This window comes from Paenibacillus sp. UNC217MF (assembly GCF_000686865.1).
In the GTDB taxonomy this organism is placed as follows: Bacteria; Bacillota; Bacilli; order Paenibacillales; family Paenibacillaceae; genus Paenibacillus_B; species Paenibacillus_B suaedae.
In genome coordinates this window covers 25,295-47,819 of the sequence record NZ_JMLT01000009.1, presented here as the reverse complement: position 1 = coordinate 47,819, position 22,525 = coordinate 25,295, and the positions used below count along the sequence as shown (strand labels likewise).

19 protein-coding genes are annotated in these 22,525 nt (G+C 48.0%); 6 read left to right on the top strand and 13 right to left on the bottom strand.

Features of this window, described 5'->3' with window-relative positions:
- The first annotated feature begins 142 nt into the window (after positions 1-142).
- Positions 143-532 (top strand): helix-turn-helix domain-containing protein, encoded by a 390-nt coding sequence (locus BP95_RS0105880; protein ID WP_021254370.1) that lies wholly within the window; start codon positions 143-145, stop codon positions 530-532.
- Positions 533-933: 401 nt separating this feature from the next.
- Here the strand turns inward: BP95_RS0105880 and BP95_RS29700 are convergent, their stop codons facing one another.
- Together BP95_RS29700 and gltB are read right to left on the bottom strand one after the other, a co-directional pair.
- The gene (locus BP95_RS29700; RefSeq protein WP_021254371.1) at positions 934-2,244 is read right to left on the bottom strand and encodes an MFS transporter; all 1,311 of its coding nucleotides are present in this window, start codon (positions 2,242-2,244) and stop codon (positions 934-936) included.
- Between the two features lie 112 nt (positions 2,245-2,356).
- Positions 2,357-6,958: a glutamate synthase large subunit gene (gene gltB, locus BP95_RS0105865; RefSeq protein WP_028531636.1), complete on the bottom strand. Its 4,602-nt coding sequence runs from the start codon at positions 6,956-6,958 to the stop codon at positions 2,357-2,359.
- 437 nt (positions 6,959-7,395) lie between these two features.
- On the opposite strand from gltB, the gene BP95_RS0105860 reads away from it, so the two are divergent.
- Together BP95_RS0105860 and BP95_RS0105850 are read left to right on the top strand one after the other, a co-directional pair.
- Positions 7,396-7,707 carry an ArsR/SmtB family transcription factor gene (locus tag BP95_RS0105860; protein ID WP_021254373.1) on the top strand — a complete coding sequence of 104 codons (312 nt, stop codon included), beginning with the start codon at positions 7,396-7,398 and terminating at the stop codon, positions 7,705-7,707.
- A gap of 205 nt (positions 7,708-7,912) precedes the next feature.
- Entirely contained in the window at positions 7,913-9,097 is a 1,185-nt protein-coding gene (locus BP95_RS0105850) for an MFS transporter (protein ID WP_021254374.1), read from the top strand.
- A 151-nt stretch (positions 9,098-9,248) separates the two neighbouring features.
- On the opposite strand, the gene BP95_RS0105845 is transcribed toward BP95_RS0105850, so the two are convergent.
- The gene (locus BP95_RS0105845) at positions 9,249-11,447 is read right to left on the bottom strand and encodes an Ig-like domain-containing protein (RefSeq protein ID WP_028531635.1); all 2,199 of its coding nucleotides are present in this window, start codon (positions 11,445-11,447) and stop codon (positions 9,249-9,251) included.
- A 261-nt stretch (positions 11,448-11,708) separates the two neighbouring features.
- Here BP95_RS0105845 and BP95_RS0105840 point away from each other — a divergent pair, with 261 nt between their 5' ends.
- Entirely contained in the window at positions 11,709-12,299 is a 591-nt protein-coding gene (locus tag BP95_RS0105840) for a lipoprotein BA_5634 family protein (RefSeq protein ID WP_021254376.1), read from the top strand.
- 108 nt (positions 12,300-12,407) lie between these two features.
- Here BP95_RS0105840 and BP95_RS0105835 read toward each other — a convergent pair whose 3' ends face one another.
- On the bottom strand, positions 12,408-12,989 hold the full coding sequence (locus BP95_RS0105835; RefSeq protein ID WP_028531634.1) for a TetR/AcrR family transcriptional regulator: 582 nt from the start codon (positions 12,987-12,989) through the stop codon (positions 12,408-12,410).
- Between the two features lie 196 nt (positions 12,990-13,185).
- Here BP95_RS0105835 and BP95_RS0105830 point away from each other — a divergent pair, with 196 nt between their 5' ends.
- Both BP95_RS0105830 and BP95_RS0105825 read left to right on the top strand, forming a co-directional pair.
- Positions 13,186-14,295: a UDP-N-acetylglucosamine--LPS N-acetylglucosamine transferase gene (locus BP95_RS0105830; protein ID WP_028531633.1), complete on the top strand. Its 1,110-nt coding sequence runs from the start codon at positions 13,186-13,188 to the stop codon at positions 14,293-14,295.
- Positions 14,296-14,336: 41 nt separating this feature from the next.
- On the top strand, positions 14,337-14,711 hold the full coding sequence (locus tag BP95_RS0105825) for a hypothetical protein (protein WP_028531632.1): 375 nt from the start codon (positions 14,337-14,339) through the stop codon (positions 14,709-14,711).
- Between the two features lie 166 nt (positions 14,712-14,877).
- Here BP95_RS0105825 and BP95_RS0105820 read toward each other — a convergent pair whose 3' ends face one another.
- From BP95_RS0105820 to BP95_RS0105780, 9 genes are all read right to left on the bottom strand, one after another.
- On the bottom strand, positions 14,878-15,711 hold the full coding sequence (locus tag BP95_RS0105820) for a C40 family peptidase (protein ID WP_021254380.1): 834 nt from the start codon (positions 15,709-15,711) through the stop codon (positions 14,878-14,880).
- A gap of 422 nt (positions 15,712-16,133) precedes the next feature.
- Positions 16,134-17,042, bottom strand: a complete 909-nt coding sequence (locus tag BP95_RS0105815) for a cation diffusion facilitator family transporter (RefSeq protein WP_021254381.1) — start codon at positions 17,040-17,042, stop codon at positions 16,134-16,136.
- Between the two features lie 363 nt (positions 17,043-17,405).
- Positions 17,406-18,128, bottom strand: coding sequence for an N-acetylmuramoyl-L-alanine amidase (locus BP95_RS0105810; RefSeq protein WP_028531631.1), 723 nt, complete (start codon positions 18,126-18,128; stop codon positions 17,406-17,408).
- Positions 18,112-18,531 (bottom strand): phage holin family protein, encoded by a 420-nt coding sequence (locus tag BP95_RS0105805; RefSeq protein WP_028531630.1) that lies wholly within the window; start codon positions 18,529-18,531, stop codon positions 18,112-18,114. The genes BP95_RS0105810 and BP95_RS0105805 overlap by 17 nt, the downstream gene beginning before the upstream one ends.
- A 107-nt stretch (positions 18,532-18,638) precedes the next feature.
- Complete coding sequence (locus BP95_RS33500; protein ID WP_028531629.1) at positions 18,639-19,787, bottom strand: pyocin knob domain-containing protein; 1,149 nt, start codon at positions 19,785-19,787, stop codon at positions 18,639-18,641.
- A 217-nt stretch (positions 19,788-20,004) separates the two neighbouring features.
- A complete protein-coding gene (locus BP95_RS0105795; RefSeq protein ID WP_028531628.1) occupies positions 20,005-20,646 on the bottom strand; it encodes a hypothetical protein in 642 nt (213 codons plus the stop codon).
- Positions 20,639-21,823, bottom strand: a complete 1,185-nt coding sequence (locus BP95_RS0105790; RefSeq protein WP_028531627.1) for a baseplate J/gp47 family protein — start codon at positions 21,821-21,823, stop codon at positions 20,639-20,641. The genes BP95_RS0105795 and BP95_RS0105790 overlap by 8 nt, the downstream gene beginning before the upstream one ends.
- Positions 21,795-22,163 (bottom strand): DUF2634 domain-containing protein, encoded by a 369-nt coding sequence (locus tag BP95_RS0105785; protein WP_021254387.1) that lies wholly within the window; start codon positions 22,161-22,163, stop codon positions 21,795-21,797. The genes BP95_RS0105790 and BP95_RS0105785 overlap by 29 nt, the downstream gene beginning before the upstream one ends.
- A complete protein-coding gene (locus BP95_RS0105780) occupies positions 22,160-22,432 on the bottom strand; it encodes a hypothetical protein (protein ID WP_028531626.1) in 273 nt (90 codons plus the stop codon). Before BP95_RS0105780 ends, BP95_RS0105785 begins: the two co-directional genes overlap by 4 nt.
- Positions 22,433-22,525 lie beyond the last annotated feature (93 nt).

Sequence of the window (22,525 nt, the reverse complement as noted above, 5' to 3'; positions counted from 1 at the left end):
GATACATTTTGTAACCTTGAACTACTTTTAGATTAAGATACATTTTGTATCGTGTCAATTCATTTCTGTATAATTTATAATTTTTTTGCGACATATTGTTTCAAAAAGGGTGTATCGTCTTAGCAAGGGAGGAATTGTTGGCATGAGTACCGGAAATCGCATATCATATCTTCGAGATCAGAAGGGATGGACACAAGAGGGACTCGCTGAGCTGCTGGGTATTACCCGAGCCGCGCTTTCTCACTATGAAAAAAATCGCCGCAAGCCTGATTTTGAAACGTTGACCAAATTAGCGGATTTATTTGGAGTATCTATAGATTATTTGGTGGGACGCATCTCCAATCCAACAACAACCTTGACACATGAGGTTCGTGAGTTTGCAGACGCTTTGGAGTTGTCTGACGAAGACTTGATGAAGAGGTTCCGTCTTACGGTAGATGGACGTGAGCTGTCTGAGGACGAATCGCGGCGCTTCATCGCATTTGTGCGTGCCGAGCGTTCCATGCAGCCAACTTCCAGAATTAAGAAATAACCATCAGAAAACAATACATCCTCCATTGATCAAATGGAGGATGCTCATCTACATACTATTCAATTGCAGGTATAGCCTCCGGTCGACGGTATACATCAGGCCATCGTTCAAGATCAATTTGCAATTGAGTCAAAATGTCAAAAATATCTAGTTTAGTCTGTTTATTGTCTAGACTTGTTTCATTTTGACTTTTCAGATTATGATTCTCCCCTATTCCTCCCATAACCCGTACCTCACTTATCTTGTAATGACCACTGCTATAGCTCTTTATTTAGTTCCAAATTGCCATATTTCAATCTTTATTATAACCCATAAGATGCAGGTACACTGTCGTATCATGGGGAGAGGAGCGTACCTATTCAGTTCTACTTTTGTCGAATTTTATACGTATTCTTCAAAAATTACGAAGATGAAGGAAAAGAGCGCGGACGAACCGGGACTTTGGCTTGACGTTGAAGCCATGCATGAATGATAAAACTAATAATCGATAATACCGCAATCGCGATTGAGATGACTGCTACGCCAGCAAGCCCGCTATGATCGTAAGTAACGCCCAACAAATATGGCCCTATCATCCTTCCAATAGAGCTGATTCCTCCTGCAACCCCCATATAGAATGGGGCCTCACGACCAGCCCGAGCGGATAGGAATGCTGGGACAGCCGGGGATACAAGCATTTCTCCTAATGTTGCCAATGCCATTCCAAGCACGAAACCTGCATAGTTCGGCACGATCCAAATGACGAGATATGCCGCTCCATAAAAGATGCCGCTCCATGTCAGCTGATCGGTTACCCGCTTCGCCACGGTTCGCTTCATCCATGTTGTAATCGGCTGAGCTGCAAAGATAAGTACGCCGTTCAATGTCCACAGCAGACTGTACATCGAGAAGCCCATGCCCTGATCATCAATATGCGGGGCGATCCCGCTTCCCCACAAGGAATTCGCCAGCCATATAAACATCGCCCCTAAAGACATGAACAAATATATGCGATAAGCGGCAAGCTTATTCCATAGTGTCTGTTCCGGCAGCACTCCGGCAGAAGGCTGTTGTCTATCGCCATAATTTACTGCCGCTCCAGTACCTTGACTCTCAAGGGCTTGTCCGTTATTTGTCTCATTATTCTCTTGCACGGATCCCTCTTCCTGCATGCCTTGCAGGAAGCGATAGAAGAAGAAGGCAAACCCGGCTGAGGTGACTCCGGTCAGCAGGAAAGTTAAATTAAACGAAATGTCTGCGAGCACACCGCTTATTGCTGTTCCCAGCGCGACCCCGATGTTGTTCGCGACATAGATCACATTGAATAACTCATCCCGCCGATCAGACCACCGAAAGCCAATAAAAGATTGAATCGCCGGCATCGATACGGAATTGGCTAGTCCAATCGCCCCCATCGTAATGACATAGCCCCACCAGCTGGTATATGCCGTGAACACGAGCGAGCATTGCAGCACGGAAGTAATCGCCAGTGCCCATACAAGCAGGCGCCGCACCCCTATCCGATAATACAGCCCTCCGCCCAGGAACTGCCCAAACACGCCGCCGAGCATCTGTATCAGAATGACAAATCCGGCATCAGCCAAAGAGCGATTCAATTGCGTGTAAACAAACAAGGTCGTGAGCGGCCACATAAGAGCTCCGCCTGTCGAGTTAATGATGCTTGCCCAGATAAATACGTTCATCTCCCGCGTATAATTGCGGAACGCCCCCATCGGCGAAAACTTCATGGTATCACCAACGATTTCTAGTAGAAGTAGGTTGAAAAAAGCGATGGCCTGCGCCCGGATAGTTCCGAACTGCAGGCCATAGCTATCATACCATAATTTAGTTTCCGCTAGCACGTGATAAATCGCGCATATTCGCTTCAAATGCGGCAAGCAGCGCCGCTTCTCCGGTCATTCCCTGCGCCTCTACCTTCGCAATTTGCTCCATCATGCGCTTATAATCCTTCGGAATGACACGGACGAATTGCTCGCTTGCTCCATTGTCCCATTGCTGCAAGATTCGTTCCCCAATGGTGCTGCCCGTTACTTGCACATGACGCTCAATCATACCTCGCACCTGCTGCTCTTCTTCCGCTCCTTCAAGCGGCTCCAACAGCACCATTTCTAGATTGCAGCGGTTCACGAATGTACGATCCTCATCCCATACATATGCGATACCCCCAGACATACCTGCTGCGAAGTTGCGCCCCGTCTTACCGAGCACGACAACACAGCCGCCAGTCATATATTCACAGCCATGATCGCCTACGCCTTCGACGACCACATGTACTCCTGAATTGCGAACCGCGAAGCGTTCGCCAGCAATTCCGCGAATGTAGGCTTCACCGCTTGTAGCCCCATAGAATGCCGTATTGCCGATAATGACATTGTCCTCTGCTGCAAAAGTAGCCTGCGGAGACGGCTTCACGATAATTTTACCGCCTGATAACCCCTTGCCGACATAGTCGTTGCTGTCTCCTTCAACCGTCAACGTCATGCCGCGTGGAACAAATGCGCCGAAGCTCTGTCCAGCAGACCCGATAAACGAGTAACGGATCATATCCTCAGGCAGTCCTGCCGCGCCGTATCTTCTCGTTACCTCGCTGCCCAATATTGTGCCCGTCGCACGATTCACATTGCATATCGGGAATGTCCCTTCGACAGGTATTCCTGATTCCAGCGCAGACTGCGCTTCGGGAACGAGCCTTGTCATATCGAGTGTCTCTTCCAAGCCATGGTTCTGAGCGCGAACTTGAATGCGCGAGGAACCTTCTGGCATCTCAGGCTGGTACAGCACCGAGGACAGATCGAGATGCTTCGCCTTCCAATGATCCAGCGCATCCTTCATGCCCAAGCATTCTGTACGCCCAATCATCTCATCCAACGTACGGAATCCAAGCTCAGCCATCCATTCGCGAAGCTCCTCCGCAATGAAGAGCATAAAGTTCACGACATGCTGCGGATCGCCTGTAAAGTTCTTGCGCAGCTCTGGATTTTGTGTCGCCACTCCGACAGGGCATGTGTCCAGCTGGCATACTCGCATCATAATACAGCCGACCGCAACAAGCGGTGCCGTGGAGAAGCCATATTCCTCAGCTCCCAGCAGGGCAGCGATAGCAAGGTCGCGTCCCGTCATCATCTTCCCGTCCGTTTCCAATACAATACGATCGCGCAAGTTGTTCAGGATCAAGGTCTGATGTGTTTCTGCCAATCCAAGCTCCCACGGCAAGCCTGTGTGGCGGATCGAGCCCTGCGGTGAGGCGCCAGTGCCACCGTCATAGCCACTAACGAGAATTACATCTGCACGCCCCTTGGCTACTCCGGCAGCAATCGTTCCAACACCGACTTCCGAGACGAGCTTCACATTGATGCGCGCCTGCGGATTGGCATTCTTTAAATCATAGATCAGCTCAGCCAAATCCTCGATCGAGTAAATGTCATGGTGCGGCGGTGGAGAAATCAAGCCTACTCCTGGTGTCGAGCCGCGCACTTCCGCAACCCATGGATATACCTTGCGGCCTGGCAGCTGACCGCCTTCTCCCGGCTTGGCTCCCTGTGCCATCTTAATCTGGATCTCATCTGCGTTAACAAGATAATGAGATGTCACACCGAAGCGTCCAGATGCCACCTGCTTGATCGCGCTTCTTCGGGAATCGCCATTCGCATCCTTCACATAGCGGGCTGGATTCTCTCCGCCTTCACCGGAGTTCGACTTGCCTCCGATTCGGTTCATGGCGATAGCCAAGCTCTCGTGCGCTTCCTTCGAGATCGAGCCGAACGACATTGCTCCCGTCTTGAACCGCTTCACGATCGATTCGACGGATTCCACTTCATCCAATGGAATCGCTGGACCAATTGGCTTCAAGGTGAACAACGAACGAAGGGTTCGGCTGCTGTTGTACTCTCCTTGCACCAGCTTCGAATACTTCTTGAACAGACGGTAATCGTTCGTACGTACAGCTTGCTGCAAGGTATGAATGGTTTGCGGGTTGAACAGATGCTCCTCCCCGTCCTTGCGCCACTGATACTCGCCCCCGGAATCCAATTCCGTATCTCTTCCCGGCTGTGAGGCGAAAGCACGATAGTGATGAGACAATGCCTCCTGCGCTACTTCCTCCAAGCCAATGCCGCCGATTCGGGATGGCGTCCAAGTAAAGTATTGATCGACAAAGTCCTGCTTCAATCCAATTGCTTCAAATATTTGTGCGCCGCGATAAGACTGTACCGTCGAGATTCCCATCTTGGACAAGATCTTCACGACGCCCTTCGTCGCGGCCTTCATATAATTCTTAACTGCCTTCTCATGCGTAATGCCGTGCAGGATGCCTTGGCGAATCATATCATCCAGCGTCTCGAACACCAAGTATGGGTTCACCACACTGACGCCATAGCCAAGCAGCAGTGCATAGTGGTGTACCTCGCGCGGCTCGCCCGATTCCAGCAATAGGCTTACCTTCGTACGCGTCCCTTGGCGAATGAGATGGTGATGAAGGCTGGATACTGCAAGAAGCGCCGGAATAGCCGCTTGATCCTCCTCAACGCCACGATCAGACAGGATGATTAAATTATGTCCCTTGCCGATAACCCGATCAGCTGCCTCGCACATCGTCTTCAAAGCCGCTTCAAGCCCCGCCGCTCCTTCTGATGCTGTGAACAAGATCGGAATGGTGATCGACTTGAAGCCCGGTCTGCGAATATGGCGAAGCTTCGCAAATTCTTCATTGGAGAGCACGGGAGAATCGAGCTTAATCTGGCGGCAGCTCTCCGGCTCTGGAAGCAACAGATTCCGCTCAGGCCCGATCGTCGTGCCCGTCGCAGTGACAATCTCCTCGCGAATGGCATCGATAGGCGGGTTCGTCACCTGTGCAAATAATTGCTTAAAGTAATTGTACAGCCGCTGCGGACGTTCAGATAATATCGCGAGCGGTGCATCATATCCCATCGATCCAAGCGGCTCTACACCAGTAGCCGCCATCGGCTCGATAATCTTGCGCAGTTCCTCATAGGTGTAACCGAATGCCTGCTGGCGCTGCTGCACATTCTCATGCTTCGGCTCAGGCACTTCCGGCGCGTCCGGCAAATCCTCAAGACCGACCAGATGCTCCTCCAGCCAAGCTTGGTACGGGTTCTCCGCCGCAATCTGCGCCTTCACCTCTTCATCGGAAATGATGCAGCCTTGCTCGGTATCTACAACGAGCATCCGCCCAGGACGAAGTCGATCCTTGTAGGCAATCTGCTCTGGCGCAATATCCAGCACGCCCGCTTCGGAGCTAAGCACAATCATATCGTCCTTCGTCACACAGTAACGAGATGGGCGCAATCCATTGCGATCCAAGGTGGCTACAATTTGCACACCGTCAGTAAACGCCATTGCCGCAGGGCCATCCCAAGGCTCCATCAGACAGCTGTGATACTCGTAAAAGGCCTTCTTCGCCGGATCCATGCTGTCATGATTGTTCCACGGCTCAGGCACCATCATCATCGCAACATGCGATAGCGGACGTCCCGCCAAATACAGAAATTCAAACGTATTGTCGAACATCCCCGTATCTGAACCATCATCATTAATGACTGGCTTCACCTTCTCCAGATCAGCTCCGAAGACGCCTGATGCGAACAATGTCTGACGCGCATGCATCCAGTTCACATTGCCGCGAAGCGTGTTGATTTCACCATTATGAATCATATAGCGATACGGATGGGCACGCTCCCAACTCGGGAACGTGTTCGTGCTGAAGCGTGAATGAATAAGTGCAATCGCAGATTCGAGCAAATCATGCTGCAGATCGAGATAGAACTGCCCAACTTGCTCGGTGGTCAGCATTCCTTTATATACAATTTTCCGGCAAGACATGCTCGAAATATAGAACGTGCTCGCTTCCTCTTCACCGGTATAGCGAATTTCCCGCTCCATCCGCTTGCGAATCATGTACAGCTTGCGTTCAAAGGCCAGCTCACTGTCGCTATCCGCATTCCGTGCGATAAACACTTGGCGCACATAAGGCTGAACTGCCCGTGCGGATTGGCCAAGACCTTCCCCATTCGTCGGTACGGTGCGGAATCCGATTAATTGATGCCCCTCCTCCTCAACGATACGACGAAGACGCGCTTCATGCTCTCCCCTCGCTGGCTCATTCTGCGTCAGGAACAGCATACCCACGCCGTATTGACCCGCTTCCGGAAGTGTAATTCCTTGCTGCTCCAACTCGCGAGCAAAGAAGCGATGCGGAATTTGCAGCATAATTCCTGCTCCATCGCCTGTATTCGGTTCGCTTCCTTGACCGCCGCGATGCTCCATATTCACCAGCATCTGCAGCGCTTGACGTACGATATCATGAGACTTCTGCCCTTTAATATGAGCGACGAAGCCCATTCCGCACGCATCTTTTTCAAATCGTGGATCATATAAGCCTTGCTTGGGAGGTAATCCGTTCAGTTTCATACGAAGCAACCTTTCTATTTAAAAGTGATCGACATACATTGCATAGGATCGACAGCAATCAACACGTTCTCTTTATGAATTTATAATTATTCATTTGTATTGTTTCATTATTTTATCACCACGTTAATATGATGGCAATTTAATATTTTTATGTCCTTGATAAGTTATTATAGTTGATAATACCTTTATATAGAGCCAAATAGATAAATCCCCCTCTATGCATCGATCACCCTTTTTGTTTATAAATTCTCGTTCTTTTTTTGTATTTTTCGACATATATGATCCATTATATTCTTTTACGAGGACAAATAACATCATTTTTTATGCATATATATTCAGACGTGTGTATATTAAATTTCACTGTTATCGGAGCATCTACAGACTTTTCAGCCAATTATTGTATTTACAAATCTATAATTATAGATATAATAAGACGTATGGAACCTTTACTCATTTGCAAAGCTTTGTCTAATGACACACGCGCCCAAATTCTTCAATGGTTGAAGAACCCTGAAGAACATTTCAATGAAGAGAAGTACATTCAGTATGGAATATCATTTGCAACAGGCATATGCGTAGGCGATATTCAGAAAAAGACAGGGCTTGCGCAATCGGTTATCTCCAGCTACTTGCTCACAATGCAGCAAGCTGGACTATTAGAGTCTGAACGAATTGGCAAATGGACGTACTATCGCCGCAATGAACGCACGATACGAGAATATGCCGATTACGTCACCCATCACTTGTAGAGGAGGAGGAACATCTCTTTTTTTTGTTAGAATACATCTATATTTTTAGATATGTATTTATGTATATTAATTGGAATGGCATAAATGGGTTGAAGTGTATTGAAGTGAAGCTCATTGAAGTGAAATTATTTGAATGAAGTACATCGTAGTACTCATGACCATTAAAATGTAAATTCTGATGAATAGAAATGGAGTTATCGTTGAAATGAGAAAAACAAACCCCTTACTGCTTCTTCTGCTGTCCCTTGGCGTATTCGGCATTATTACGACAGAAATGGGTATTGTGGGCGTGCTGCCTCAAATATCGCAGAAATACAACATTACAGCCTCCCAAGCAGGCTGGCTGGTCGGTATATTTGCACTCATCGTGGCCGTTAGCGGTCCGTTTCTTACCCTGATCGCATCCCGCTTTAACCGTAAAAGCGTTCTATTGACGGCCATTTCCATGTTTGTTCTGTCCAATCTCGTCTATGCGTTCACCTCGCATTTTGAGGTAATGCTTATATTCCGGATCTTGCCTGCGATGTTCCATCCGATTTTCTTCTCCATCGCACTCGTAGCTGCCGCCAGTCTGGTACCTCCCGAGCAGAGCAGTCAGGCTGTCGTTCGTGTATTTGCAGGTATTACAGTAGGCTTCGCATTTGGTGTCCCGATTACGTCTTACCTTGCTGAACGTATTTCGTTATCCACCTCCTTCTTATTTGGAGCCATCGTGAATGCAATCGCCTTGATAGGTTTGCTTATTTGGCTGCCTTCCATGCCTGTGAAGGAGAAGATGTCTTACGGCAAACAGCTGAGTATTTTACGTAAGCCCGGACTTTGGCTCAACATAGCGGCTGTCATCTTTATTTTTGCAGCGATGTTCTCTGTGTACGGTTACTTTGCCGAATACACAAGCCAAATCACTCGAATGAATGGCTCACTCATCAGTCTCATGCTCATGGTATTTGGGCTTGTTATGATTGCTGGCAACTTTCTGTTCGGAACTTTTCTCCAGAAAAATACTACAAAAACAATACTGCTTTTCCCGCTTCTCTACGCGTTCATCTATGTACTTGTCTATTATGCAGGGTCGTATCTTTCTCTCATGATTGGGATGATATTCATTTGGGGAACTGTGCACTCAGGAGGACTGATTGTGAGTCAAACTTGGCTGACTGCTGAAACGAAGGAAGCGCCTGAATTTGGCAACAGTCTGTTCGTTTCTTTCTCCAACTTAGGAATTACGATAGGTACTGCTGTTGCGGGATTTATCATCGCTAACCTCGGCATGCATCAGCTTATCTGGTGTGGAGTAGGATTTTCCTTGCTTGCGTTTGCCGCAATAACAATCAAAATGAAGCTCTTCAGTGATAACATGCAAGGGAAAGATCAGGCACTCGGGGCATAGCCCATCACGGATATATATAGCAATTTCGACTGTTTACTAGCTCTGTTCGCACCAACTCTTGCTTGCAGCATACAATCGTAAAATCAAAACAGGGACTGCACTTGCAGTCCCTGTTCTGTGTTCTCTGACTAATCCCATTTTGAATTAATCCTTATTTCACCGTTACGCGCAGTGATGTGCTCTTGCCGTCCAATGTCAGCTTCAAACTTCCACTACCCTTGGATACACCTTGCACCGAACCACGCGACGCCTTAATCTTCACATTGGAAGGAACGAATGTCACGGAGGACGTCACATCCACAACTTCACCTGTATCATAAATCGCCTGAACCTTCCATGATGCAGACTGACCGATACCCAGCTTCACAGTTGTCGGATTTGCTTCCAGCTTCAGCAAGCGAGGCTTCACATGCACTGTAACCTCCAGCTTTCTTCCTTGATACTCACCGACCAGCTTCGTGCTGCCAATAGCCACACCCTTGACAGTAGCTCCGCGAACCGTCGCTACCTTTTCATTTTCAATAGTCCACTTAATACGCGAAGCAAGCGCAATCGTCTTTCCATTCTTGTAGGTTCCTGTTACCTTAACCGATTGGGACTTGTTCACGTTCGTACGAATTTCAGAAGGAACGATATCATACTTCACAATCTCTTCTTCGATCGTTGCTTTCACAGTCACTTTCACATTGGCAAATGTACCTGTCAACGTCGCACGACCTGCAATGAGACCCTTCATGTTCCCCTCGCGAACGAGCAAGTTCGGAGAACTGGATTCCCATTTCACTTGAGTCGTTACATTTTCCTCTGTACCATCAGCATAAATAACATTTACTTCTGGCAATGGCTGCTCACGACCCGTTACGATACTGATATCCGCATTGTTCGCCTGCAATACGAGTGCCTTGCGCTGAACATTTACTTCCAAAGGAAGCGTTTGATTGCGAATGCTCGCAGTCAGGAAAGTCGTTCCCGGTGCTGCTGCCTTCATCTTGCCATCTTTAACGGAGACAACACTTTCATTAGAAGATGTCCACTGCACCAGTTCCGATACATCAAGCGTATTGCCGCTCAAGGACACCCCACTGATCTTAGGCAAAGGCTTCACATCTTCCAAGATCAGCTCCTGCTTGCGAACGTCTCCAGGTTTTGCATTCTTATCTTCTTCCGTCCATTTCAACTTCTCGATCGTCGGGTATACCGTAATCTCAACCGACTTCGTCAGCCCTTTGTAAGAAGCTGTTACCGTTGCAGTTCCTTCGCTCTTCGCGTAAACCTTGCCGTGTTCTACCGTTACAGCCATCAGGTTGCTTGATGTCCACTCTGCAAGATCACTAACATCCTGCTGATTATCAGCCGAATTGAGCACGAAGGTCTGCACTTGCAGCGGCCCGTCTCCCAGCATCATGTGCTGTTTCTGATCCGGTGTGATGCGCATCGCTTGGTAAGAAGCACGTACGACCACTGTAATGGATTGCGAAGCCCCAAGGTAGTTCGCCGTTACCGTTGCCGAACCTACGTTGATAGGCTTGACTTCTCCGTTCTTCACTTCGACGATATTCGCATCGCTTGTTGTCCAATCTGCCTTACCTGTTACATCTTCGAGCTTGCCGTCAGCAGTCTTCGCCTTGGCGGTTACGGTCTTGGAAGCTGCACCGTATTCGAATTCAACCAGCTTTTCTGGCGACAGCTCCAATTTGTCGTAAGGCTGTTCAACCTTCAGCTCGATCTTCGTGCTTAATCCTTTATGCTTAATGGTAATGTCCGTTTTACCCTTGGACTTCAGCGTAATGACCCCTTTATTCACATCCGCTACATCTGTATTGGAGGAAGTCCAGGAGGCTTCAGCCGTAACATCATTGTTCGTATTTGTCGATTTGTCCAAGGCGAATGCCTTCCAGGCAAGCTTGTCTCCAAGATTCGCCTTCACTTCATTGGCAACCTCTTGATCCGTATCCCCTGTGCGAATAACGATCTTGTCATACAAGTATTCGGATACAACCGTTTTCTTCAATGTATATCCTTGATATTTCACTGTAATTTCCGAAGTACCTTTTCCTGCGCCGCTTACCCAACCAGCGTCTACTTTGACAGCACTCGGATTCGAGGACGTCCACGTAGCCAAGCTCGTAACATCTTTCTTATCCGTCTTTCCGCTGATTGTACCAAGCACCTTCAATTGTACAGAGGAACCTTCAACTGTGACGTGTACTGGAGACACATCTGATTCAAAAGCAATACCTGTAAACGAATCTTCTGCATGAACGATACCTTGGATTGGCAGCATACCGAATAGCAACGTGCATACGAGCGCTATGCTAAGCCATGTCGATTTTTTCCTTGATGGGTACACCTTATCTTCTCCCTTCCCGTTTTGCTCCTGTGAGTAGTTCCAATGGAACAAAAAAGTACATATCTACTATAACGGTAAAAAGGAGGGGAATTATTATCTTATGCAGGCAACTTCTTGCGAGCAGCGGCTATTTTGATACTATAGTCCTACTTTCTTACGAGATTGAAAGAGTGCTGTCATCTAAACCAATGGCAACAAGATGATCCCTCCTGTATCGTTAACGGTATAAGAATCAATACTGGTAATTGAGGTGGATAACAAATGAAAAAGAAACTTGGAATAGTAGCTACCATGATACTTGTACTTGTAATGGCGACAGGATGCAGCCTATTCGGCCCTAAGGCAAATGGACTGATTATGTATGGTACGGATGCTCAAATTAAAGATGCTTTGGAGAGCACGAAGAATGATGTGTCGAAGACAGATGATTTCGCATTGAAATATGATGCAAAGCAAGCGGATGACCGTGTCATTGCGATCAGCAAATCAACCGCTCAAGGCTTGTTCAATAATGGGTTGCTTCAACAAGTGAAGGACAAAGACACAACAGAAGTGATTGCGAAGCTGCCTGAAGTAACAGGCGACAATGCGGTGATCTTCGCGAAGACAGATACAACGGTGACAGAACTGAAAGGTGTGAAGCTCGCTGGTCAGTACGGTGGCGATATTGTAATCGGGGAGTCACGCGGATTTGCCCAAACGATTGTTCTGCTCGATGATGGAGCTTGGGAGAAGCTGAACGCAGACAAGCTTGGCTTAACGGTTGCTCATTTCAAGAAGGATCCGAAGAATGCACTAGTTGACTTGTCTAAGAAATTAGAGAAAGCTCAGATGGTCGTCATTAAAAAGTAAATAACTATATTATAGTCTCCACACAAAAGCACCCTTCTGCAGGTTCGACCACGCGTTCCTATTTGAAGGGTGCTTCTCTTTTGTATATCAACATCCGTCCTGACTTCCTTATGGCTGGCGAATCATTAACCCTTCCATAAAATGAAGGCGGAAATAATCCTTAATCGCTTCCTTATCGAGCGGAGCATTCAGCTTGTTCCATTCGGTCGTAAGCGCTTTGTACAATTGAAGCATGACGAAGCTGACGACCTTCGGGTCACCTTGCTTCACTTCTCCACGCTCCATAGCCACACGCACTTCGCGCTCTATGTACTCAAGCAGTTCCTGTTCCATCTTAGCCAGCGCTTCCTTCGCCATCGGCGTCCCGAAGTCGCGCAGCTCCTGGGACAGCTTCAATGCCAGCTCATGGCGGCTTCTATATTCCAGCACACGATCCAACACACGATACAGCTTATCAATAAACGGTCTATCCTCGGTGATTTCCCGATCTGCGATCTCTTTCATCTCGTGGATGAGCTGCTGCAAAATCTCATCGAACAGCTCCTCTTTGTTCGTAAAGAACGTATATATCGTTCCTTTGCCTACCTTGGCAATCTTCGCTACTTGATCCATCGTCGTCGCTTTGTACCCGAACAGAGCAAAGGATTGCGCTGCCGCTTCCACGATTTGTTTTCGGCGGTCTACGGTCACATCCCCCGCCTCCTTTCTCCTGGCGCACATTTGACTGAATGACCAATTAGAAATTATGGTCATATGCCGTTACCTGAACCTTATCATACCTGCCTGTGAATTTCAACTAAACCAAGGAAAATGAACGCTCAGTTTCGACGTAATTGGCTGATGCTTCCTTTCAACTTTCAGGTTATAATGGAATGTGGGTGAGAACATGCGAAAAAAGAGAATCATCCTTCTATCTGAAGGATTCGGTACAGGCCATACGCAAGCAGCCTATGCCCTATCAGTCGGACTGCGCCAGCTGGAGCCCGATGTCCAAACACGCGTCATCGAGCTGGGCAAGTTCTTGAATCCGACGGTCGGGCCGCTAATCTTCGCTGCTTATCGGAAGACGGTAAGCTCACAGCCGAAGCTGGTTGGACTCTTGTATCGAAAAAAATATAAAAAATCGCTGAACCGCGTCACACAGCTCGCATTGCATCGCATTTTCTACACACAAGCTTCTCATGTGCTCGATCAATTGCGTCCTGATGCGATTGTGTGCACTCATCCATTTCCGAATATCATCGTATCGCGCCTGAAGCGCTCTGGTCTTCATCTTCCATTATATACATTGATTACGGACTACGATGCGCATGGTACGTGGATGAACCCAGAAGTTACAAAATACCTCGTCTCCGCGCCAGAAGTACGGAACAAGCTCCTGGAACGCGGGATTGATGATAGCCGCATTGTTGTTACTGGTATTCCTGTTCATCCGAAGTTCTGGGAGCGCTGTCCTCAATCGGAAGCGCAGCTGGAGCTTGGATTGCGTCCGCTTCCGACCGTCATGATTATGGGCGGCGGCTGGGGATTGTCGCTGAATGAAGATTTGCTCCAGTACATGACGACATGGCGCGAACATGTCCAGCTTCTGTTCTGCATGGGCAGCAATCAGAAGGCAATCGCTCGGATGGAACAGGATCCATTGTTCCAGCATCCGAACATACATATATTCGGCTACACGCAAGAGGTGTCGCGTCTGATGGATGCTTCCGATTTACTGGTAACGAAGCCTGGGGGAATGACTTGTACAGAAGGAATGATGAAGGGCATCCCTATGCTCTTCTATGATCCAATCCCTGGACAAGAGGAAGAGAACTGTGAATATTTCATGGAGCATGGTATGGGTGAGAAGATTGAATCCTCGGATACCATTGCACGTTGGTTCAACGAATTACAGCACCACTATGACCGGCTGCGCGAGAAGCGGCAGCTAGGCGCTCTTGCTATGACGGATCCTGAGGCCTGTGCCCGAACCGTGTTGCAATTGCTGCAATAATCATCTACGATTAGGATCTTAGCCAAGGAGTTGATTGCAACATGCTGTTTACTGGAGTAGGCTTCGTCGGATACGCCCTTATCACGCTTGCTCTTCTCATGAGAGCACTCGGCTGGATTACAGGAGCGTTCCTATTCGCTGCCATCATTATTGCCGGTTTCTTCTGTTTCGGTATCGTTGAGAACCGCTTAGGCCTCAGACATCGGATGGTGCGGTATGTCGATTACGCCCCACTCATGGTGCTTGTCATTGCCTATGTCCTCTATCAGGACAATATTGTACGCTACACAACTACTGCTCTACTGCTTCCAATAAGCTTGCTTAGCTCATGGGCTGCAGTTGCCATGGCGAAGACGAAGAAATATCGCACAAGACCGAAGATCGATGAACAACAAGGGCCTCCAAAATATCAATAACTAGGAACCGCCGTGTTCCATTTTAATGGATGTGGGACGGAACATGCATCAGCACGCTTGAATTCCTCTTCCTACGGACAAGTAAGGGCTATCTACCAACAGCTTTCCCTGTTGAATAGATAGCCCTTTTTGATGCGTGCATATGCAGTATGCTCGATGAACGCTTCTATTTTACTACGCTTCCTCCATACAGGAAACGATGTTCCCAGCTAGTGTTGCTCACCGTGTCGATCCGTACGCCGCCTGAAGCTTTGGAATATGTATGAATGATTTTGCCATTGCCCAAGTAAATGCCGACATGTGTAATTCGCTCTTTTGATTTATTCACATTTTTATAACTGGATGCACTGGATCCCTTATAGGACATGAAGAACATCAAGTCTCCTCGCTGCAGTTGGCTGATGCTCTTCTTCACGCCGCCTTTATCCTTAATATAAGTGCCTTGCTTCCGGGAGTCTGTCGGCAGTACGATTCCTAATGCTTCCTTATAGACTTGGCGTACAAAGTCGGAGCAATCAAATGTTTTGGTTGTATTCCGATTCGATCCAAATTCATAAGGCGTGCCCATGTATTTCTTCGCTACTTTCTCCACTTTGTCCATCTTCGCAGCCTTACTTGATGGAACAGAAGTCGTAGGTTTATTATTTGAACTTCCTGAAGAGTTAGAGCCTGATGTATTCCCTACTCGTATGTATTTGCTCTGAGAGCTTACATAGCCCGTGTTGCCTTTGGTATCCTTCACTTTGTACCAACTGCTGTTGGGCTTGTCCAAAATTGTAACGGATTCGCCTGTCTTCACCAATCGAATGATTGAGGATGAAGTACTCGGCTTCGTTCTCAAATTGACGGACTGAACAATCTCTCCGCGATTCTGGTTGGAGCTCGTTACAGATGCAGCTTGTACATTGCTAGTTGCTGCAGGTGCCGCATGCAATGACGGCAATATCATCTGCCCTGCCATTGTGAACATCATTATGCCTAACAGTAATTTCTTCTTCATAGAAATCCTCCTCTAAGTTGTTGTTACATTACTGTAATCGTGAACCGAATGTGAGTTGATGTTCATATGAACAAGATGTCAATTGTTTCTATAATTAAGTGGTTATTCTATTTCTGTAATGACATCCCATTTCCCCTACGCCTAATTATATAGAGTCTTCTTCGTCGGTTTCTATCGGCCTATCCTCTTAAAAAAGACAAAATTGTAACCTTCTCTGTGGGTCTTTGTGCCTATTAATTGGTTGATTCATGGGGTGAATACCAGATTTAAACAATCGAGCCCATTCCCAGTACTACTCTTTCGATGCTTATTTATGTGATCTGCTCCGTCTGTCCGTTTTACTAGAAACACAAAAAAACGTGCCCTGAGGACGGATGTTACCGTCGCTCGCGGGCACGCTGGTCGCGTTCTATGATCATACATTACACCAATTGCTGATGAATTGTTTTGCTTGTATCTGTATCCATTGGCTCGACATGCACATGTACATGAGTAATATTATGCTTGCGCTTCATACGCTGCTCAATATCGTCACAAATATGATGTCCTTCAATGAGGCTTAGCTTCGGATCAACCTGTACAACCACATCAACGAGAACCAGACTTCCATGCAGGCGCGCCTTCACTTCCTTAATCTTGCGCACGCCTTCTGTACTCTCTACCGTCTTACGCAGGCGATCCAGCTGCGCTTCATCGAATCCGTCCGTCAATGTATGAGTTGCTTCTCGGAAAATATCCCATGCTGTCTTGCATATAATGAAGCCTACTGTTAAAGCGGCAAGCGGATCGAGCCAGCTAATGCCAAGCTGAGCACCGAAAATACCAACTGCTGCGCCAATACTTACAAATGCATCTGACCGGTTATCTTGTGCTGCCGCCATAAGCGCCTGATTACGAATGCGCTCTGCCAGCCGCTTATTATATGAGTACACCGCGTACATCACAATCGCACAGCCAAGCGCTACCCAACCCGTAAGCGGGTTCGGGGTTGTCGACTCGCCATGGAACAATGCTTGTACCGTGGATATGATCACTTGAATCCCGACTGTCGCCATAATAAAGGAAGCAATTAGAGCAGCGATTGTCTCCGCCCGCAAATGACCGTATGGATGGTCGTGATCTGGCGGCTTCTGCGAAATTCGCAGTCCGATAAGTACAGCAAGCGATGCGACGATATCCGTCAAGTTATTCCATCCGTCTGCTTGGAGCGCCTTCGATTGGTAGAATAAGCCGATAGCTAGCTTGAATGCGGATAGGGCAATATAGGCAGCAATGCTGATCCATGCTCCTTTTTCCCCTTGCTTCATATCTGCATATATGTCCGCGCTCACGCTGACCCCTCCCTGACTCCTTATTACCAGGCATATTATGGAATATGCCGTTCCAACCCGGAATCCTATCTTACCTCACCGATCCCGTGTGGGTCTACAGAAACAGTGTTGCCCCTCCTTACAACAATTGAACCGGCAACAACCTGTTGGAACCGGCAAGAAAAGTTGAGTCCATTAAGGAAAGTTGTTCGGCGGCAACAATGTCACATTATGTTAGATTGTGCAGTCAGGAGGGAAAGTATTCTTGGTTGTGAGAAGGAGCATGGACAGGGATATACAGCAATCGCAATCGTGCCAGTACTTTATCTTTGATGATAGTAATTGATTCTCCATCTCCGTTGAATGTGGCCTCATTCGTTTAATTTACTCGCTGCCTCCACGGACGACAACCTGCCTCTTCTCCGCTTCCCAATGCACACGCATTCCACTACGTTCTACAGCCTCGCGCACTGGGATATAAACCTTATTGTCGATCAAGTACCCTTGCGAACTTTCTTTGGGTGCACCTTCCCAGATGACCTTCACTCGCTCGGCACGCAGCTGCTGTTCGATAGTCGGATTGGGCGATGGCGGCTTCGTACCACTAGTGTCGCCTGACATCGCTTCCTTAGCCTGCACCACCATGTCCATAAATTGCTGCCAATGCGGCAGCAGTCGAGACGGACAAGCCTTCCCGCTCCAATGTTTGTGCGGCATGATGCGTTCCAGTGCAATGCCATGCTTGCACGACAAGATGGCGAGCAGTTCAGCAGCATTGCACCATGCGGCCTGCTCGTCGATCCCTGCGTACATACATACTTCAACGCCAATAGACAACGCATTGCCAGGGCCTATCCCATCCCCGGCATGCCACCCCTGCTCAGTATCTCGCAAATGCTGATACACACTCTTATCGTCCACCGTATAGTGCCAGCTCTTCTTCGCCCCGCCACTGCCGTTCAACAAATACCTCGAATGCGCTTCTGCAGTCGCCCCCGCATCTGTATTGTCCGTGTTGTGCACAGTAAGATACATCGGCTTCATGGCAAGGTTCGGCTTGTTCGCCCTTCCATCTGGAATCAGGCGCTGCTTAATGTCGATGCTCATCATGAATTCCCCCTTTTCCCTTCAACACTTCCACCGCCTGTTTAATAACCGGAGGCAGCGGCACGCCTAGACGTCCGCCATTTTCAATAATCGACAACAATTCGTTCGCCATATAAAAAAAGACCGTCGCATCTCTGAGTAGATGCTGCCCTCCTAGCACCACATCCACCTGATGCGCGATCGATACGATTACGAAAATAAACACCTTGCGTGCAATACCAATGAGCCCTACGCTACTGCGCAACTTGCCTTCGGAGCCTGCTGCCATAATGCCGGTGATGTAATCTGCTACGGTCATGATAAGCAGTACTTGCAGCAGCATCGGCCAGCCGCCAAATAGTAATGCTACAGTTCCACCCGCCGCGCCCACCCCAAGTTTCAAGAGCCAATCAATTCGTTCCATCTCATTTCCTCCTTTCGAGTGGAAATAAAGAGCCCTCAGCTAAGGCCGAGAGCATAAAAATCTATCTTGAATCATTCATTAATTCATACGTTCATTCATACAATTTCTTATGAAATTGCCTCCCATCTTGTTACTTGTACAGCGCCTCGATAAAATTCTCCAATAGAGTGTACTTTATGATTAACAACAAAACCATTATTTAGGAATTCTACTCCAACACTCAGCTTTATTCCCATGTCTTCATATTGTGCAGATCCCCATCCTAATACCATAGCCATATTTTGCGTACGACCAGCTATACCAGAACCATCCGAGTACTCAACAACTACTAAATTTAACAATAATATTACTTCACTTGGTTTAAATGAAAGTGAATTAACTTCAAATGTCCCATCATAAGTAAGTGATCTATAGAAACTTGAAGAGGCGTACTTTCTCCCTGTTTCGATTGTCTGTATTTTTGAAGCTAATTGTTCAAAAGTATCTGATGCGGATGCCGGTACCCCTTTAGCGCTGATGGCACCCGCGATGCGATTTTTCGCGTCAACGCCAGATTGAAAAAGGTCCTGTGTCCAAGCTGTCCAACCATTATCTTGGAGTCTGCGCATATAGAATCTATCCGCGTGCAAATCATATACTTTTTGCAAAACCCAAGAACCTGGTGCATGTGTGATAACTTCAACATACCCCCATCCGTGAACAAGAGCGGGAGCATTCCCCATATTCGTTCCTTTATAGAAACCAGTGTGTACAATACTGTTTAAATCTCTATTAGAAATGTCAATCGCTGTTCCATCGTCTGAGGCTACCTTATGTTTTTGCCACGCTTTAGAATCAATATAATTTTTAGCATTTGTTTCAGCTTGATTTGCCTTTGCCTGTGCACCACCCGGCGTTTCCTTTGCATTCCAAGCGTTTCGCTCATCTGCTGTAATATGCTTTGTTTTATCAGCAGCGTGAATATCGAAGTCTATTTTTTTCGTTGCCCCGATTGAATCTGGAGTGATTTTTGTTAAATCAATCCCTGCTACTTTTTGATCCGTATATTTCTTTGTATCCTCAATTGCCGAAGCAACCTCCGACTTCTCCGCTGCCTTCTCCTGTACTTCCTTCAAGGCTTCGTACGTCTTATTCATTTGCCAGTTCAGCCAAGCTGCGGGAGGCTTGTCTTGGACTTTCCAGCCTTCGTCCAGTTTGCTTTGCGGGGGCTTGACCCCTTTTCCCTTCCATTCTGGAAGCTCTTTTTCGAATGCCATGTATCGTCACCTCATTTTTCATTCGTAATGGTTCCTAGTAAATTAAGAACAAAAACATGCAAAACCTAGTTGTTGAATAGTTAATAGATAGTTCTTTAACCGAAAGAGTCTTCCATAAAAACTTGTTCATTTTCATATGAAAGCCTTTGGATAAGTGATTGATATTTTATAAGCGCCATCATCCGTTCACTCTATCGAGCCATTACCGAACATCATCCTATACCGGTAGTACGTAGTCATTGCCCGGGACATAAAGATCGCCCAGAGTACCGCCTACGGTCATCGCCTCGTCAGCGAGGCCGAGCTCGGATTGTTCGAGCACATCGTAGGCATATGCCAGCTCGAACGAGCCCGTTAGACCGACCTGCGTCACGCGGACGCCAGCCGCGACGAGGCTCTCAACAAGAGAAACGAATTGCGAAGGGCTTAGCCCAACGCCATTCAATTTCTCGTATGGTACCTCGGTGACCTGAATCGCCGCAGGTTCAGGCTGGATCGGGTCATCGTACTGCTCCGCGATGCGAAACTCATCCGGTGCTGCTCGAAGAGCTAGAGCGAGCACCTCGATGACGGAATCCAAGCTACCGCTTGAATTCATGCGGGCCAGCTTGGAACGGAGAAGCAACCGATACACCTCGTCGGTCGCTTGACCGCGTGCTTGCCCCAAGTTGCCGCCAATTTCATCCAGCGCGGCACCTTCTGCCTGTTCGATGCTTTTCCATTCCGATATTCGCTGAATCGTAATGCTTAGCTCATTCATCTGCTTCAGCCATACATTTACGAGCTGAGCGAAGCGGCTGCTGCCTTCCTTTGCGATGACATCCGGCAGCAACTCCATTACCTCTGGCAGCTTAAACATAGGTCACCGCCACCTTTATCCGCTCAGGTGCCACACGAGCCACTTCATAAAGCGGAATGCTTACGTTGCCACTGACGAATTCGCCATCACCAAGCTTCACCTTCAACTCGAGCACTTCTTCGACGCCAGCCACATTCTGAATGGCTGCCAGCAAACGGCTGTACACGATACGTGATCCCTGCGGAAGTCCTGTGTAGTCTTGCTGATCCGCGCCGACGCCGCCGATATACTGCGCAATCGCGGTGACGATGTCCTCCTTCCCACGAGAAGAAAATGACGAAGTTGCCTTTACTTCTGCCTCAATATGGGCATCAAGCAGCTTCATGCGGCTAAAGCGCACATCATGCTCGCCTCCGCTGACATCGCGAACCTTTACGGTTTTTGTTCCGTCTGTTCCAATTCCCGCTGCCTTTTTCTCAAAAATCGTCTGTGCGATGCGTTCATCCTGACCGCCGTATACGTACGTACGAATCGACTTCGCTGGAATACCTTCTTCATTCGTCTGCATCGTATCGTTCACACGTACAGCTGCTGATTTTACATCCGGAATTTGCAGCAGGGCAGATACAATTGCGTCCACGGTTGCCGCATGACTGCCATCTCGCGCGGAACGCAAACGGTCGCGGAACTCGACATCATTTTCCCGTTCACGACCCTCTGCCATACTAGCTGGGTTCGTAATGCTCGTAATTTCCTTCACGGAAGTAAGCATTTCTGTAATGGAATCAGCAGGTACGTTACCGATAATGCCTGGTACAGTCGCCACCACAGCAACTTCTCCCTTGCCCGAATCGTCCAATACGCAATCATCTACCGTCATGAACCACACGCCTGATTTCGTACCCACTTGTAGTCCTGCTGGAACGATAAACTTCGGAACGCCTGTCAGCTTGATATTCCCATAAGCCGCCTGCTCCAGCTTGCGACGCAGCCCATAAAATACGGCCAATGCATCAAGCTGCACTCCGGTTGCATATTGAATATACGACTCGTGGTATACCTGCTCGACATCTTCCCACAGCACAGACAAGTGCCATGCAAAGAGCTGCATCATCATCCCAAGTGGCGATGTCTCCGAGGTATTGATGTCCTGTCCGAGCTGCTTGCCTAAATCCTCAACCATTTCTTCATAAATTTCATGATAGGTTTTACGCTTCAATCCCGCTGCCGTCAGCATAGATAAGCTCAACCTCCTCTCCTTCAGAGCTTGTCATGACTAGGCGTACTTGAGCTGTACGCGAGTGCTTGTCTCTTGTCACTTCTACATCCTCAACCGATTGAATGCGCGGTTCATCCATGAGGCAGCGCATAATCGCCTCGCGAATGGTATCCTCATCTACCTGCTTGCCAACCATTCGCTCATGATCCAAGCCCATATCCGGCGCAAAAAAATACTCGCCCAAGCGAGTACCCAACCGAATGCGAACCGCTTGCGTTAATTCCTCACGCCCATCGATCCAAGCAATTTGTCCATCTGATAATTGAAGATCTCCGTCTTGAAGCGCCCACGTCCTCATCCTCCAGCCACCTTTCCGACAATGACGCCGCCACCTTTGCCGGCCTCTGTAAATACAACCAGTACACGGCTCCCACTTTCGATCACGATGTCTTGTGCCTGCTCTAAAATCGGAAGCTGATATCGAATAAGTCCAGCCTCGCCTTCCAGCTCCACATCAGCCGTGCCCGCTCCCATGCTCACAATCGTACCCAGTTGCGCTCCTGCTGTTCCCGAGATTCTATGATCCATCCAGGCTTCCAGTGCACTGACCGCTCGATTCGCGCCCATAGCGTCACCTCCTTGTTACTTAATCGCATTATCATCGTCTAGCATTTCTGGGCATGCTCACACTTATCGCCGTTACCCCTTATGCAAATACAA